13 protein-coding genes are annotated in these 16,318 nt (G+C 20.8%); 7 read left to right on the top strand and 6 right to left on the bottom strand.

What is annotated here, in order from left to right:
* Window positions 1-35: 35 nt before the first annotated feature.
* From AB4W60_RS01340 to ispG, 4 genes are all read right to left on the bottom strand, one after another.
* Window positions 36-494, bottom strand: a complete 459-nt coding sequence (locus tag AB4W60_RS01340; RefSeq protein WP_367675992.1) for an Hsp20 family protein — start codon at window positions 492-494, stop codon at window positions 36-38.
* A 110-nt stretch (window positions 495-604) separates the two neighbouring features.
* Entirely contained in the window at window positions 605-1,861 is a 1,257-nt protein-coding gene (gene glyA, locus AB4W60_RS01335; RefSeq protein WP_367675991.1) for a serine hydroxymethyltransferase, read from the bottom strand.
* A gap of 162 nt (window positions 1,862-2,023) precedes the next feature.
* Window positions 2,024-3,313: a histidine--tRNA ligase gene (gene hisS, locus AB4W60_RS01330; RefSeq protein WP_367675990.1), complete on the bottom strand. Its 1,290-nt coding sequence runs from the start codon at window positions 3,311-3,313 to the stop codon at window positions 2,024-2,026.
* A 33-nt stretch (window positions 3,314-3,346) separates the two neighbouring features.
* Window positions 3,347-4,468, bottom strand: coding sequence for a flavodoxin-dependent (E)-4-hydroxy-3-methylbut-2-enyl-diphosphate synthase (ispG, locus tag AB4W60_RS01325; RefSeq protein WP_343188413.1), 1,122 nt, complete (start codon window positions 4,466-4,468; stop codon window positions 3,347-3,349).
* 238 nt (window positions 4,469-4,706) lie between these two features.
* Here ispG and AB4W60_RS01320 point away from each other — a divergent pair, with 238 nt between their 5' ends.
* Entirely contained in the window at window positions 4,707-5,495 is a 789-nt protein-coding gene (locus AB4W60_RS01320; RefSeq protein WP_367675989.1) for an inositol monophosphatase family protein, read from the top strand.
* 116 nt (window positions 5,496-5,611) lie between these two features.
* Here AB4W60_RS01320 and sohB read toward each other — a convergent pair whose 3' ends face one another.
* Entirely contained in the window at window positions 5,612-6,646 is a 1,035-nt protein-coding gene (gene sohB / locus AB4W60_RS01315) for a protease SohB (RefSeq protein WP_367675988.1), read from the bottom strand.
* Between the two features lie 831 nt (window positions 6,647-7,477).
* Window positions 7,478-8,377 carry a DMT family transporter gene (locus tag AB4W60_RS01310; protein ID WP_367676316.1) on the bottom strand — a complete coding sequence of 300 codons (900 nt, stop codon included), beginning with the start codon at window positions 8,375-8,377 and terminating at the stop codon, window positions 7,478-7,480.
* A gap of 182 nt (window positions 8,378-8,559) precedes the next feature.
* Between AB4W60_RS01310 and trpD the strand changes: the two genes are divergently transcribed.
* From trpD to cls, 6 genes are all read left to right on the top strand, one after another.
* Entirely contained in the window at window positions 8,560-9,555 is a 996-nt protein-coding gene (trpD, locus tag AB4W60_RS01305; protein WP_367676315.1) for an anthranilate phosphoribosyltransferase, read from the top strand.
* Between the two features lie 10 nt (window positions 9,556-9,565).
* Window positions 9,566-10,933: a bifunctional indole-3-glycerol-phosphate synthase TrpC/phosphoribosylanthranilate isomerase TrpF gene (gene trpCF / locus AB4W60_RS01300; RefSeq protein WP_367676314.1), complete on the top strand. Its 1,368-nt coding sequence runs from the start codon at window positions 9,566-9,568 to the stop codon at window positions 10,931-10,933.
* Between the two features lie 37 nt (window positions 10,934-10,970).
* Window positions 10,971-12,146: a tryptophan synthase subunit beta gene (gene trpB, locus AB4W60_RS01295; RefSeq protein WP_343188861.1), complete on the top strand. Its 1,176-nt coding sequence runs from the start codon at window positions 10,971-10,973 to the stop codon at window positions 12,144-12,146.
* An 18-nt stretch (window positions 12,147-12,164) separates the two neighbouring features.
* Window positions 12,165-13,004 (top strand): tryptophan synthase subunit alpha, encoded by an 840-nt coding sequence (trpA, locus tag AB4W60_RS01290; protein ID WP_367676313.1) that lies wholly within the window; start codon window positions 12,165-12,167, stop codon window positions 13,002-13,004.
* Between the two features lie 931 nt (window positions 13,005-13,935).
* Window positions 13,936-14,343, top strand: coding sequence for an acyl-CoA thioester hydrolase YciA (gene yciA, locus AB4W60_RS01285; protein ID WP_343188875.1), 408 nt, complete (start codon window positions 13,936-13,938; stop codon window positions 14,341-14,343).
* 110 nt (window positions 14,344-14,453) lie between these two features.
* Complete coding sequence (gene cls, locus AB4W60_RS01280; protein WP_367676312.1) at window positions 14,454-15,911, top strand: cardiolipin synthase; 1,458 nt, start codon at window positions 14,454-14,456, stop codon at window positions 15,909-15,911.
* Window positions 15,912-16,318: the final 407 nt, after the last annotated feature.

Below are 16,318 nucleotides of genomic sequence, written 5' to 3'. Positions count from 1 at the left end.
GTTTGATTAAAATATTAGTTCTTAAATAATCAATTTTATTTGTTTGTTAAGTTATTTTTAATAAATACTTTTTTTGGTTTTTCTTCTTCCGGAATTTCATATTTAAAGTTGATTTTTAGCAAACCTAGTTCTAATTTAGCGCTTTCTACTTTGATTTTATGATTTAAGCTAAAATCAAAAGAAAAATTTTTATTAGAAATTCCTTTATGTATCCATTTTATTTTTTTACTTTCTTCTGATTCTTTTATTTTTTTGCTTTTTATTATTAATTTATTATTATGCACAGAAATATCTATTTCATTTTCATGAAAACCAGGAACAGAAATCTCTAATTGATAGTTTTTGGAACTTTGTTGTATAAAATTATAATTAGGTGACTCGGATAACGGTTTTTCTCCAGTTAATCTGCTAAACATTTGATCAATTTGATTAAATCTATCTGAAAATAAGTTATCATCAAAAGATGGGATTAAAGAGAAGGAACGATATGACATATCAAATTCTCCTATATTTTAAAATACTATTATTTTGTGATATCTTAATATTAAAGATTAGGTCTAAAAATATATTTTCAAGTATTAAAAAAAATATTTATTAAATTAATTTATGTTTTATAAACAGGATATTGTTTACATAAGTTTAAAACTTTGTCTTTTATCGATAAAATTTTATAATTATCATTAATATTATCAAGTATATCACAAATCCAATTAGTAATTTTATATATTTCTTTTTCTTGGAAACCTCTTTTTGTTATAGCTGGAGTACCTATTCTTATTCCTGATGTTATAAAAGGATTTTTTTTATCATTAGGAATACAATTTTTATTAACAGTTATATTTGCTTTATTTAGTGCTATATCTGCATCTTTTCCGCTAATATTTTTATTACTTAAATCTATCAAAAATAAATGATTATAAGTATCTTTTGAAATAACTTTATATTTTCTATCTAAAAATATATTAACCATTAATTTAGAATTGATTAAAACTTGTTTTTGATATTCTTTAAAATCACTGTTTAAAGCTTCTTTAAAAGCAACTGCTTTTGCAGCAATTATATGCATTAGAGGTCCTCCTTGAATTCCTGGAAAAACTGATGAGTTTATCTTTTTGTATAAAGAATTATTTCCTTTTTTTACTAATATTAAACCGCCTCTAGGTCCTCCTAAAGTTTTATGTGTAGTAGTAGTAATAATATGTGCATGAGGAATAGGATTAGGGTATATATCTGCAATTACTAATCCTGCTATATGAGACATATCAACCATAAAATATGCAGAAATACTGTCTGATATTTCCCTCATTTTTTTCCAATCACAAACACCAGAATAAGAAGAAAATCCACCTATTATAAGTTTAGGCTTATATTTATTAGCTAAATAATATAAATTTTCATAATTTATTTTATGATCTTTATTTACACCATATGATATTACATTATATAATTTTCCTGATATATTAACAGGTGATCCATGTGTTAAATGTCCTCCATGAGATAAATTCATACCCATAATAGTATCTCCAGGATTTAATAATGCAGAATATACTGCAAAATTTGCTTGAGAACCGGAATGGGGTTGTACGTTAGCATAATCAACATTAAATAATTTTTTTGCTCTTTCTATTGCTATATTTTCAATTATATCAACATATTTACATCCTCCATAATAACGTTTGCCGGGATATCCTTCAGCATATTTATTAGTTAATTGAGATCCTTGTGCTTGCATTACATACATGCTAGCATAATTTTCTGAAGCTATTAGTTCTATATGTTCTTCTTGTCTTTTGTTTTCTTTTTGAATAGCATTCCAGATAATAGGATCAAAATCTTTAAAATTTACGTTGTTTTTTAACATTATAAAATATCCTTATTTAATTTTTAAAAAATTTAATAAATATTTAATCAAATTATTTTTATAGTAATAATTTTTAATTATTAAAGATAATATCTTATAAGAAACTTAATATAATCTATATAAAATTATTCATTAAATTTTATATAATTTATCAAAAATAAATTAACAATAAAAAAATTTGTTTAGTTCTTTTTCTATAAGTTTTTTTTCAACAGTCTTCTGAATATTTTTTTGTAAATTTTTAATGATATAAGTATTATTAATAAATTCTTTTTTCCCTAAAATTATAGCTATTTTAACACCAATTTTATTGGCATATGATAGTTTATCTCCAATTTTACCTTTATTTAAAATTGTTAATATAGATATTTTAGGGAATATGTTTCTTATATATTCTGATAATTGAATAATTTTTATTAATAATTCTTCTTCAAGCGATATTAGACATAAATCATAAATATTATTTTTACAAGAATTATATTTTAATTTATATATTAATTTATATAAAATAGATAATCTATCTATACCTATCGCTAAACCTATAGCTGGTATATCATTACCTCCTAAATTATAAGATAACGAATCATATCTTCCTCCAGCACAAATAGTATCTTGACTGCCAAGATTCATAGTTTTCCACTCAAATACAATATCATTATAATAATCTAACCCTCTAACTAAATTATTGTTTACTTTATATGTGATATTATTCAAATTCATTAAATTGCACAATTTTTTGAATCTATCTTTAGATTTAAAATCTAAATAATTTAAAATTTTGGGAGCTTTCTTTAATAATTCTAATACATCTGGATTTTTAGTATCTAATATTCTTAATGGATTTTTGTATATTTTTTTTTTATTATCTGTGTCTAAGAGGTTTTCATACTTTTTTAAAAAATCAATCAGTTTATTACAAAAATTTTTTCTAGATTTATCAGATCCTATTGAATTTATTTCAAGACTTAAATGTTTATCAACTCCCATTAATTTCCAACATCTATTTAACATCATAATTAATTCTAATTCAATATATATGTCAGATAAACCAAACACTTCTACACCTAATTGATAAAATTGTCTATATCTTCCATATTGAGGTCTTTCATATCTAAACATAGGACCTAGATACCAAAAGCGATGTATTTGATTATTCTTAAATAAGTTATTTTGTATTCCGGCACGAACACATCCAACAGTAGCTTCAGGTCTTAATGTGATATTATTACCTCTTTTATCTTGAAAACTATACATTTCTTTATTAATAATATCGGTTAAATTACCAACTGATCTTTGAAATAATTCTGTTTTTTCTAAAATAGGTAATCTTATTTCATGGTATCCATAATTATGTAATACTTGTTTAAGTATGGATTCAATATTATGAAGATATTTTAATTCATTTGGAAAATAATCTTTTACACCTCTTATAGATTGAATATTTTTTCTCACTATTATAACCTTTTATTATAAAAAATTTTATTTTTATATATTTTTGCATTTTATGATAAGTTTTTTTTTATTTTTTATTATATTTGCCTGATTCCTAATTTTTAATTCTAAAATATCTAACATTTCCTTGTTGTTTAAACGTTCTTTTAATCTATTTCCGTTTTGATATAATGCGCTACTATTTTTTCCGCCTACTATCCCAATTGTAGATGTTAAAGCTTCTCCTAAACCATTTACAGAACATCCAATAATTGAAACATTCATAGGAATAGTTATGTCTTGTAATCTTTTTTCTAAAATTTTTACTATATTAATTACATCGAATTCTTTACGTGAACATGTTGGACAAGCAATAAAATTTATACCTCTATGTCTTATATTTAATGATTGTAAAATATTAAAAGCAACTTTTACTTCTTCTATAGGGTCAGCTGCTAAAGATACTCTTATAGTATCCCCTATACCTTTGTATAATAATAAACCTATACCTATAGAAGATTTAATACTTCCTGATAATAAACCTCCTGATTCAGTTATACCTAAATGTATGGGTTGATCAATATTTTTTGATAATAATTCGTATGATTTGATTGCTAGAATAACGTTAGATGCTTTTATACTAACTTTAAAATTATCAAAGTTTAATTTCTCAAAATATTTTATATTATTCATTGCAGATTCTAATAATAACTCAGGAGTTGGAAATTTGTTATTCTTTAATATTTTTTTTTCTAATGATCCAGCATTTACTCCAATTCTAATAGGAATGTTATAATTTTTTGCGCATAAAACTACTTGTTTAATTCTATGATAATTACCTATATTACCTGGATTTATACGTAATCCATCTGCACCATATTCTGCTGCTTTTATAGCTATACGATAATCAAAATGAATGTCAGCTATTAAAGGAATATTTACATTTTTTTTAATTATTCTGAAGGCTTCAGCTTCTTGCATTGATGGTATAGATATACGTACTATTTCAGCTCCAGCTTTTTTTAATGACAAAATTTGATTAATTGTTGATTTTATATCTATAGTATTTGTGCTTGTCATAGATTGAATAGATATTGGAGCATTATCACCTATAGGAACATTTCCTACATAAATTCTTTTAGATTTTCTTCTTTTATAGTTATTTAAATAATACACTGATATTATTTAACCTTAATTTATTATTTATTGTTTATTATATTAATTAATGTAAATTTATTTATCAACGTTATTTCTATTATTAGATATATTTATATTTTATATAATAGTTTTAATTTAATTTTTTGATTAAATTAAATTTTTTAAAAAAGTTATATAATAAGTATTATTACACTAACAGATAAAATAAAAATTTTTATTTTTTATAAAATATTTTCAGTAATACGAGATTTAAAATATGAATCCTATGTTAAATGTTGCTATAAAAGCTGTCCGTCATGCAGGAAAATTATTAGTACAAAGTTATACTAATCAAAAGACATTAGAAAATATAAATAATAAAGAATATATTAATAATATTATTTATAAATCTAGAAATTTAATTATACAAATTATAAAAAGGTACTATCCTAAACATATTTATGTTGTAGATAATGTTTCTGTATTAAGGATTATTAAAGAAAAAAATAACAAAAATATTCATTGGATTATAAATATATTAGATGGAAAAATAAATTTTCTAAAAAAATATCCACACTTTGCGATTACAATAGCTATATATATAAAAAATAGGACTGAAATTTCTGTTATATATGATCCTATGAGAAACGAATTGTTTACATCCGTAAGAGGTAGAGGAGCTCAAATAAATGGTTATCGTATGAGATGTAGTAACAATTTTAATTTATCTAGTCTATCTATATCAACTAACTATTTACCCATATTTAAAGAAGAAAATAGATTAGATATATATAACAAAAAAATTAAAAATTTAATTTTTAATTGTAATAATCTTAGATTTACAGGATCTAAAATGTTAGAATTGGTATATTTAGCTTCCAATAGGATAGATTTATGTATATATTTTAATATCAAGCCATGTATTTTAATTACATGCGAGTTACAAATTAGAGAATCTGGTGCTTTAATTACTGATCTCTACGGAGGTAATGATTATTCTAATTTTGGTAATATATTAGTAGGTAATTCTAAAGTAATACAAAAAGTTTTAAAAATGATTTTATAAAAAAATTAAAATTATGTATGAATGTTTTTTAAAATTAATTCTTTAATAAAACTTTGTTTATAAAATATATACACATATATATTTTATAAACAAAATACCAAGTTTTATTTTGTCACTTAATTATGTAGAAGAATTATTAAAATTTTTTTGATTGTATTTAAAATTTTGTTTTTTATATTTATAAAACTATTTTTATTATTTAAATATTTTATACATATTAAATTAAAATCTCTATTTTTATTTAGTAAAAATTCATCACTTGTTCCAAGACTATCTATTAATTTTTTTTTAATAGCAATACTTCCAAACCAATGTTTTCCGTTTGATACTTTATTTATTTTTACACAAGGTCTCATTCTACTTATAAAACTTTTAAAAACATTATGTGCAATATTTAACTCTTTTTTAAATCTTATTCTGTCTTTTTCAGTGTTATTTCCTAATAATGTTAAATTTCTTTTATAATTTCCAGAAGTATGTAATTCAATATCAATATTATATTTTTTTAATAATTTATTAAAATTAGGTATTTGTGCAACAACTCCTATAGAGCCTAATATTGCAAACGGTGAAGCCATTATATGGTTTCCTACACATGCCATCATATAACCTCCACTGGCAGCAATTTTGTCTACAGAAACAATTAATTTAATACCTTCTTGACGTAATCTATGTAGTTGCATAGCTGCTAGTCCATAACCATGTATAACACCACCGCTACTTTCAAGCCTAAGTAATACTTGATCTTCTTTTTTTGCAGTAGATATAATTGCTGATATTTCTTCTTTTAAATAATCAACTTCATTTGCATTAATACTACCTTTAAAATCTAATACATATAAATTTGGTTTATAAATATTTGAATATATTTTTGTTTTTCTAAAAAAATTTTTAAATATTTTAAATTTATAATTATTATTTTGAATTTTTTGTTGTTCTGTTTCTTTATTAATTTTTTCTTTTGTTCTATTTAAATTAATAGTATCTTTCATTTCTTTATAATGATCATTGAGAGAACTAATTATTAATTTTCCTGTATTTTTACTCATCCTATCTTTAAAATATGTTATTATAAATATAATAAATATAATGAATAAAATAATAGTAGTAAATTTAATTAAAAATAATAAATAATTTGTTATTAATTGCATTTTATATTTAAATCCTTAAATAAAAAAATTATTATTTATATATATCATAATAAGAAAACATGTAAATAATTTAAAATTACTATTTGAAATAAAAATTAAATTAAATAATACTACAATTAAACTTTAAAAAAAAATCGTATAATATTAATCGCTGGTATTAGTAAAATGATAAAGAAAAATAGCCTATATCAGTTATACTATTTTAGTATTTCTGACAATTATATTAGGAAAAATTCTTTAAAACTATAAAAATTATCTAAATTTATTAAAATATAAAAAATAAATTTTATTTTTAGTACTATACAGTCAAATCTAAATATAAAATTATAAAAACTTTTCATAAAAGTATTAAATTGTATATTAGATTATATATTTAATTAAATAATAGTTTTGTATTTAAAATAGTATTATCAACTATTTCTCAAATAAATTTTTAGAACAGGCAAAGTAATTGAAGTGAATTTAAATTCAACTTTTTTATTAATAAAATTTTATTACCTTTATTATAATAATCAGAGGGTAATTTAATTTTATTTATAACATAAAATGTTGGAAAAAAGTCAAACATATAAGTAATACATATTTTTTATATAAATTTTTAAACAAAAAGGTATGACATAAGTATTTTATAAACAATATAAGAATACTCATTTTAGTTTTTAATTGTATTTTGATCTAGCATTAGTTCAAAAAATATTAGATGTTGTGATTGTTCTATAGAAAATAAAAGTTAATGTACCATAGCAAAAGTACACACATTAATATAATTAAAAATATAAAAATAGGAAAAGTATTTTACTACATAAAAAATTATTTATTAATCAATAATTTTTAATTTAAACAATTAATTTTTTTAAAATATTGTTTTGGTATTAATGTTAATAAAATTCCTAATAAAGTAAACATCATAATCATTAATTCTTGATTAGAAATATTATAACTATAAAAATAAGATTCTAGTCCTATGGATATAAAAGGGAAAATTAGAAAAACTATTGATGCATGAAATAAACTAACATTTTTTTGTAAATAAAAATAGGATAATATACCAAAAATTCCAGCAAAAATAGAGAGATAAATAACAGCTGTAAAAGATATCAAAGAAAAATCATTTATTTTCGGATTTTCTACAAAAAAAGATATTATTATTAAAATAATTCCTGAGAAAAATGAAGGTAAGGCATTAAAAGTAATAACTGAAACATTTAGTAATTGTTTTTTACATTGAGTATAAACTAATGCATGAATTATCATAGCTGACACTAATGCTAAAATTCCTTTAATTTTTAAAAAATTTAGATTATAGATATTTTCTATCAATAAATAAACTAAAGAAGAAATAGATATTAATGATCCTATATTTTGTAATAAATAGAATTTTTTCTTTAAAATATAAGATGATAAAACTAGCACAAAAACAGGCATATTTGCAAAAATAATGGAAGAAATTCCAGAATTTAAATAATGTCCTCCGTATAGCATTAATGTAAATGGTACTGCAAAATAAAAAACTGAAATAATAAATTGAAAAAATCTTTTCCCTTCAGGAAAAAAAAGATCTTTTTTAGTAAATAAAGCTATTAATATTAATAAAGGTGAAGTTAATAAAAATCTTAATCCTGTCGCAAAAATAGGAGGAATGGTTTCTAATACTATTTTCATAGCTAACCATGTAGTTCCCCAAGTAAAAGAAACTAAAATAAATAAAAAAAGTAAAATAATTTTTTGCATCAATACTAAATCCTTATATTGAATAGTTTTAATTATATATTAATTTGATAAAATTATATTTTATATTATATGTAATTAAATTTTAATTAGAATATAACAAAAATATAAAATATAATATACATATTCAAATAAAAATATTTTTTATAATAAAATTATTTATTTTTAAATATGGACATAAATATATGATTAAAGAAATAATAAAAAAAATATTTACTAAAAAATCTTTAAGTATAAAAGAAAGCTATTTATTATTTAAGAATTTTATAAAAAGAGATATTAGTGACATAGAATTAGCGGGATGTTTGATTGCAATGAAGATAAAAGGAGAGACCAAAGAAGAAATATGTGGAGCTGTTAATGCTTTTTTAGAAAAAAAAATACATTTTCAAAAACCAAATTTTCCTTTTTTAGATGTTGTTGGTACTGGAGGAGATAATGCAAATACTATTAATATTTCTACTATAAGTTCTTTAATTGCTGCATATTGTGGAGTAAAAATTATCAAACATTGTAATACAGGAGTATCTAGTACATGCGGATCATCTGATATACTACAAATGTTAGGTATAAAAATTAATATAGATCCTATAGCAGCAAAAAAAATGCTGAAAAAATTTAATATATGTTTTTTACCTGCAACAAAATATCATCCAGGGTTTAAATATGCATCTACTGTTAGAAAACATTTAAAAACTAGAACAATATTTAATATAATAGGACCATTATTAAATCCAGCTGAACCTAAAAGAATTGTAATTGGAGTATATAATAAAAAATTAACTAAAATAATTGCTGAAACTTTAGTAAAAATGAAATACGAAAAAGCTTTTGTAATATATGGCAATGGCATGGATGAAATTTCAATTTCTAGTGATACAAACGTTGCTGAAATAAATAATGGAAAAATTTCTTATTATAATTTAAATCCTGAAATTTTTGGTTTTAAACCATTCAAAAAAAAAGATATAACAATTAACTCTTTAGAAGAAATATTTGATACTACAAAAAAGATACTCAAAGGTGAAGGAAAAAAATGTTATGAATATTTAATAGCTATGAATACCTCAATATTGTTAAAAATCAATGGAGAAAATAATTTAAAAGATAATGCTAGATATATATTAGATATAATTAGAAGTGGAAAAATATATCAATTTATTAACTCTTTTTATTTATAGGTTAACTTTTATGCAAAAAACAATATTAGAAAACATTATTTTTAATAAATTAGATTGGATTAAAAAACAAAAAATAAAAATGCCATTAGATAATTTTAAAAATAAAATACTTTATTCAAAAAGAAAATTCAAAAAAGCGTTAATAAAAGATAAACCTTCTTTTATATTAGAAATTAAAAAACATTCTCCATCTAAAGGGTTATTAAGAAAAAATTTTGATATAATTAGAATAGCAAAAACATATGAAAAATATGCATCTGTTATTTCTGTAGTAACAGATACAGAATATTTTAAAGGACATTTTAGTTATTTACAGAAAGTAAGTTCATTAACAACAAAACCTATATTATGTAAAGACTTTATTATTGATGAATATCAAATATACTTAGCAAGTTATTTTAAAGCAGATGCTATTTTATTGATGTTATCTATATTAAATGATAATCAATATTTATTTTTACGTAAAATTGCTTATAATTTAAATATTGAAGTACTTACTGAAATCAGTAACCAAAAAGAACTAAAAAGAGCTATTAAACTTAAGTCTAATATTATTGGTATTAATAATAGAAATTTACATGATCTATCTATAGATTTAGATAGAACAAGAAAATTATCTAAATTAATTAAAGATAAAAATGTTATTATTATCAGCGAATCAGGTATAAATAAATATTCTCAAGTAAGAGAGCTTAGTTCTATGGTACATGGTTTTTTAATTGGTTCTCATTTAATGCATCAAGATAATTTATATACAGCTATACGTAAATTAATTATGGGAGAAAACAAAGTTTGTGGTTTAAAATATAAAGAAGATGCAACTATGTGTTATAATTATGGTGCTATTTATGGAGGATTAATATTTGCAGAAAATTCTATTCGTAAAATAAAAGTTAAAGAAGCTTTACTAATAACAGAATATAATAATTTAAAATACGTTGGTGTATTTTATAATCAAGATATAAATCTTATAAAATATTTATCTGAGAAATTAAATTTATATGCAATACAATTACATGGAAATGAAAATCAAGAATATATTTTTAAATTAAGAAAAAATATATCAAAAAAAGTATATTTATGGAAAGCAATTGGTATAAAAAATGTAATTCCAATGTTCAATTTAAAACATATTGATTTAAATATATTTGATAATATTAAAGGAGGAAGCGGAAAGAGTTTTGACTGGTCTTTATTAAAAGATATTAAAACAAAAAAAATAATTCTTGCAGGAGGTTTAAATATTAATAATTGTGTTAAAGCATCAAAATTAGGTTTTTTGGGATTAGATTTTAATTCAGGTGTAGAATCTACCATTGGTAAAAAAGATCATAAAAAAGTAAAAGACGTTTTTGATTCTTTAAGATATTATTTTTAATTAAAATTATCATTTAATATTACGGATTATTAATATAATGAATTTACTCAATCCTTATTTTGGTAAATTTGGCGGAATGTATGTTCCTCAAATTCTAGTTCCAGCTTTATATCAACTAGAAAAATGTTTTGTTGAAGCTATACAAGATTATAAATTTATTTTAGAATTCAAAAAATTATTAAAAAACTACGCAGGAAGACCAACTCCTCTTACTTTATGTCGTAATTTAACTAATAATACTAAAACAAAACTTTATTTAAAAAGAGAAGATTTATTGCATGGAGGAGCTCACAAAACAAATCAAGTATTAGGACAAGCTTTATTAGCTATAAGAATGAATAAAAAAGAAATAATAGCTGAAACTGGCGCAGGACAACATGGAGTAGCAACAGCTATAGCTAGCTCTTTATTAGGATTAAAATGTAGAATTTACATGGGAGAAAAAGATATTAAAAGACAGTCAATTAATGTTTTTAGAATGGAATTAATGGGAGCTAAAGTTATTTCTGTAAAGACAGGTTCTAAAACATTGAAAGATGCTTGTAATGAAGCATTAAGAGATTGGTCTGAAAGTTATCAAAATTCTCATTATATGCTAGGTACAGCTGCAGGTCCTCATCCATATCCTACTATAGTAGAAGAGTTTCAAAAAATTATAGGAAAAGAAACAAAAAAACAAATTCTGACTTTAGAAGGAAAATTACCTGATAAAATCATAGCTTGTATAGGAGGAGGATCAAATGCAATAGGTATATTTTCTGATTTTATAAATGATAAAGAAGTAGAATTAATAGGGGTAGAACCTGCCGGTAAAGGTATTAATACAGAAAAACATGGATCTCCATTACAATATGGAAAATTAGGTATTTTTTTTGGTATGAAATCATTAATAATGCAAGATGATGAAGGTCAAATTAAAAAATCATGGTCTATATCAGCCGGACTAGATTTTCCATCTGTAGGACCTAAACATGCATGGTTAAAATCTATTAAAAGAGCAAAATACTATTCAATAAATGACTTAGAAGCTATTGATGCTTTTAAAATATTAGCTAAAAAAGAAGGAATAATTCCTGCATTGGAATCATCTCATGCTATAGCATATGCTATTAACTTGATTAAAAATAATCCTAATAAAAAACAATTAATAGTAGTAAACTTATCGGGTAGAGGAGATAAAGATATTTCAACTATTTATGAAAATAAAAAATAAAAAATAGGAATTAATAAAATGGATCGTTATAAAAAATTATTTAAAAAATTAAATTATAAAAAAGAAGGATGTTTTGTACCTTTTTTGATAATAGGTGATCCTTCTTATGAAACTTCGTTGAAAATTATTATTTCTTTAATTAAATCTGGAGCTGATGCATTAGAGTTAGGAATACCATTTTCTGATCCTATAGCTGATGGAGTAGCGATTCAAAATGCTAATTTACGTGCTTTTAAATCCGAATTTAATATACATAAATGTTTTAAACTAATATCTAATATAAGAAACATCTATCCAAATATACCAATAGGATTATTAGTATATGCAAATATTATATTTAATGCAGGAATCAATAATTTTTATTCTAAATGTTCGTATATTGGTATTGATTCTGTGTTAATAGCAGACGTTCCTATAGAAGAAATCAGTGAATTCTATGATAAATCTATTATAAATAATGTTTCACAAATTTTTATTTGCCCTCCTAATGCTAAAAAAGAATTTATAATAAAGTTATCTAAATATTGTAAAAAAGGATACATTTATTTAATATCTCGCCTTGGAGTTACAGGTATAGATAAAGAGATAAATAAAAAAATTTTAAAAAATACTATTTTAAATTTAAAAAAATATTGTAACAAATTACCTATATTACAAGGTTTTGGAATATCAAAAATATCACAAATAAATTTATCGTTGAGTCAGGGTATTTCTGGTGTTATCTGCGGTTCTATTTTTGCAAAAATTATAGAAGAAAATTATAATAATAAAAGAAATTTAATAAAAAAAATAGAAGAAACTACATCATACTTTAAAAATGCTACTATTTTTAGCAAAAATAAAATGTTAAAAAATTAAAGTATATATTTATATAAAGTAATATATAAGATATAAATTATTCTATCAATTAATAATTATTAATGCAAAATTAACAAAATTTTTTTAATCAATTGTTTTAAGATATTTATTTAAATGTTTATAATAATTTTTATATAAATAAACGTAAAATATCAATTTTATTAATACAAGAATAAATTTGATATTGAATAATTATTTATAGTTATACGTCTATTTCTTAAAAAGAATGTTTAAATAAAAACAAAAAAAATTAAATTTTTATATATAAAAATATAAATAATCAACAGATTATTTATATTTTTATATATAAAAATATAAATAATCAACAGATTATTTATAATCTATTTTTTTATTTTTAATCTGAATTAAAAATAATATTTTATAAATTTTATATTCTATTAATAAAAATAATAAACAAATATGTTATATTCTACTTTTTGTCTATACTAATAACAATTTAGTTTATAACTATATTATATAAATCTTAATTTTACATTTTTATTATTAAAAATTAAATCATTATAATTAACAAAAAATATATTTATATTAATTTATAAAATTATTTTTAATTACATATAAATACTAATATTATTTGTTTAATAATACTTTTTCAGATTATTAAAAAATTTTCTATTTATTATTTTAAATTTAATTTTTACTTATTAATTTAATTACTTAAATTTTAAACATTTTTAAATAAATTTAAAAATCATAAAAATATAATATTTAAAAAGTTTTATGAAATAAATATGTCTGATTGCTATCAATAGTTTTAAAAAATTTAAATAAATTATATATCTCATTTCAATAAATATATTCTTATATATCAGTATGTATCTCAATATAATTGTTTATATATCAAAAAAACCCAAAATTTCATGAAATAAGTGATTAGTATTTAAATTATTATAAAAATAAGGAAATAAAAATGATAAAAATAAAATATAGAATACCTACAGATCATATAGTATTAAGAAATCTTACAATGCCTAAGAATATTAATGCTAATGGAAATATATTTGGAGGATGGATTATATCACAAATAGACATAGGCGGAGCCATATTAGCTAAAGAAATTTCTGGAGGAAAAGTTACTACTGTTTGTATGAAAAATGTAACATTTATAGAACCTATATTATCTGGAGATTTATTAGATTGTTATGGGAGATGTATAAAGATAGGTAATACTTCTATTACTATTAATATTCAAATTTGGATAAAAAAATTATGCTCAAAACCATTTGGAAAATATTATTGTGCTACTAAAGCACAAGTTGTATATGTTGCTATAGATAGATATGGAAATAAAAGAAACTTACTACCTATGAGTATTATATAAATATATATACTTATATTTTTATTTCATATATAGATTAATTTCTAGAAATATAATTATTAAAATTAAATATTATCTTAGTATTCTAAAAAATAATATAGGAATATTATTTAATGTCTATTTTATACAAAATAATCAATTGGGTAATATTTTTAGGATATTGGATATTTATAACTTTTATTATAATAAAAATATTAAATAAACGTAGAACTATTCCTTACTCTTTATCTTGGATTTTAATTATTTATTTTTTACCTTTATTTGGTATAATAACATGGGTATTTTTTGGTGAATTATATTCAGATAAGAAAAAAGATAAAATAGCAAGTATAATTTTGCCTCAAACTACTAATTGGTTTAATAGCTTAAAAATAAATAAATCATTCTTTAATATAAAAAATAGTGATGTAGCAAGTTCAGTATTCAAATTATGCAAAAATAGACAATGTTTATCTGGTATAAAATGTAATAAATTAGAATTATTAACCAGTACTAAAAAAATCATAAAAATAATAATACAAGATATTAATCTAGCAAAATATAATATAGAAATGGTGTTTTATATTTGGAAACCAGGAGGTATAGTAGATGAAGTAGCTATGGCTTTAATTAAATCATCTAAAAGAGGAATATTATGTAGAATTATATTAGATTCAGCTGGTAGTATAGAATTTTTCAAAAGTCCTTGGGTAAAAATAATGAGAAATTCTGGCATTCAAATAGTTGAAGCTATGAAAGTAAATTTATTTAGAATTTTTCTACGTCGCGTTGATTTAAGACAACATAGAAAAATAATATTAATAGATAATTATATAGCTTATACCGGTAGTATGAACTTGATTGATCCTTTATTTTTCAAACAATCATTAGGTATAGGTCAATGGGTTGATATAATGGCAAGGATGGAAGGACCTATAGCTGCTACCATAGGTATAGTATATTCATTTGACTGGGAAATAGAAACAGGTAAAAGAATTTTACCAATATTTAATGTAAATTATAAAAAAAATAATTTTAAAAATAAAAATGTTATTCAGGTAATAGCATCAGGATTGGGTTTTCCTGAAAATATGATACATCAAGTTCTATTGACAGTTTTTTATTCAGCAAAAAAAAGATTAATTATAACAACTCCTTACTTAGTTCCTAGTGATGATTTATTACATGCAATATGCACTGCTTCTCATAGAGGAGTAAAAGTTACTATTATCATTCCAAAAAACAATGATTCTTTATTAGTTCATTGGGCTAGCAAAGCTTTTTTTACAGAATTACTTGAATCAGGTGTGAAAATTTATCAGTTTAAAAAAGGATTATTACATACTAAAAGTATTTTAGTAGATAATCAATTAAGTGTAATAGGAACTGTAAATTTAGATATGAGAAGTATTTGGTTAAATTTTGAAATTACTTTAATTATTGACGATAAACTATTTAGTAAAAATCTATACTGTATACAAAAAGAATATATAAATAATTCTATTTTAATAAATAAAAAACTATGGAATACGCGTTCTATTTGGAAAAAAATAATAGAAAAAATATTTTATTTTTTTAGTCCTTTATTGTAACTAACGTTTCTATACTAACATAATATTTGTATTTATATAAAAAACATATTTATATAAAATATATATTTAATAAATATAACTAAAAATTAAATTAATATTTAAAATATATAATTAATTAAAGGTTAAATAAATATAATATTTAAATAAATTTAAAAATTTATGTCTTATATAAAAATATTAATGTGTATTTATTAAAATATTTTATTTTTATATTATTCCTATATGTTTTAACATTAGCATATAGGAGTTTTATATATAAAAATTTTTATTAAAAATAATATTTAATATAAAATATTATAAGATAATATTTAATTAATTATAATTCAAGTTAATTTAATTTATACAAAAACAAGGAATAAATAATGTTTATTTTTTATAATTTTTTTTTATTTATATTTTATATTTTC

Origin of the sequence: Buchnera aphidicola (Neophyllaphis podocarpi) (genome assembly GCF_964059055.1) — a bacterium.
In the GTDB taxonomy this organism is placed as follows: Bacteria; Pseudomonadota; Gammaproteobacteria; order Enterobacterales; family Enterobacteriaceae; genus Buchnera_M; species Buchnera_M aphidicola_A.
Note: the sequence above shows the minus strand (reverse complement) of the source record. Positions and strands in the feature narration are given on the sequence as shown.

What these genes read in the sequence shown, in the direction of transcription:
- AB4W60_RS01340 (WP_367675992.1), bottom strand. Translation starts at nt 494, where the DNA reads ATGTCATATCGTTCCTTCTCTTTAATCCCATCTTTTGATGATAACTTA.
- trpCF (WP_367676314.1), top strand. Translation starts at nt 9,566, where the DNA reads ATGCAAAAAACAATATTAGAAAACATTATTTTTAATAAATTAGATTGG.
- trpA (WP_367676313.1), top strand. Translation starts at nt 12,165, where the DNA reads ATGGATCGTTATAAAAAATTATTTAAAAAATTAAATTATAAAAAAGAA.
- AB4W60_RS01310 (WP_367676316.1), bottom strand. Translation starts at nt 8,377, where the DNA reads ATGCAAAAAATTATTTTACTTTTTTTATTTATTTTAGTTTCTTTTACT.
- sohB (WP_367675988.1), bottom strand. Translation starts at nt 6,646, where the DNA reads ATGCAATTAATAACAAATTATTTATTATTTTTAATTAAATTTACTACT.
- AB4W60_RS01320 (WP_367675989.1), top strand. Translation starts at nt 4,707, where the DNA reads ATGAATCCTATGTTAAATGTTGCTATAAAAGCTGTCCGTCATGCAGGA.
- glyA (WP_367675991.1), bottom strand. Translation starts at nt 1,861, where the DNA reads ATGTTAAAAAACAACGTAAATTTTAAAGATTTTGATCCTATTATCTGG.
- cls (WP_367676312.1), top strand. Translation starts at nt 14,454, where the DNA reads ATGTCTATTTTATACAAAATAATCAATTGGGTAATATTTTTAGGATAT.
- trpD (WP_367676315.1), top strand. Translation starts at nt 8,560, where the DNA reads ATGATTAAAGAAATAATAAAAAAAATATTTACTAAAAAATCTTTAAGT.
- trpB (WP_343188861.1), top strand. Translation starts at nt 10,971, where the DNA reads ATGAATTTACTCAATCCTTATTTTGGTAAATTTGGCGGAATGTATGTT.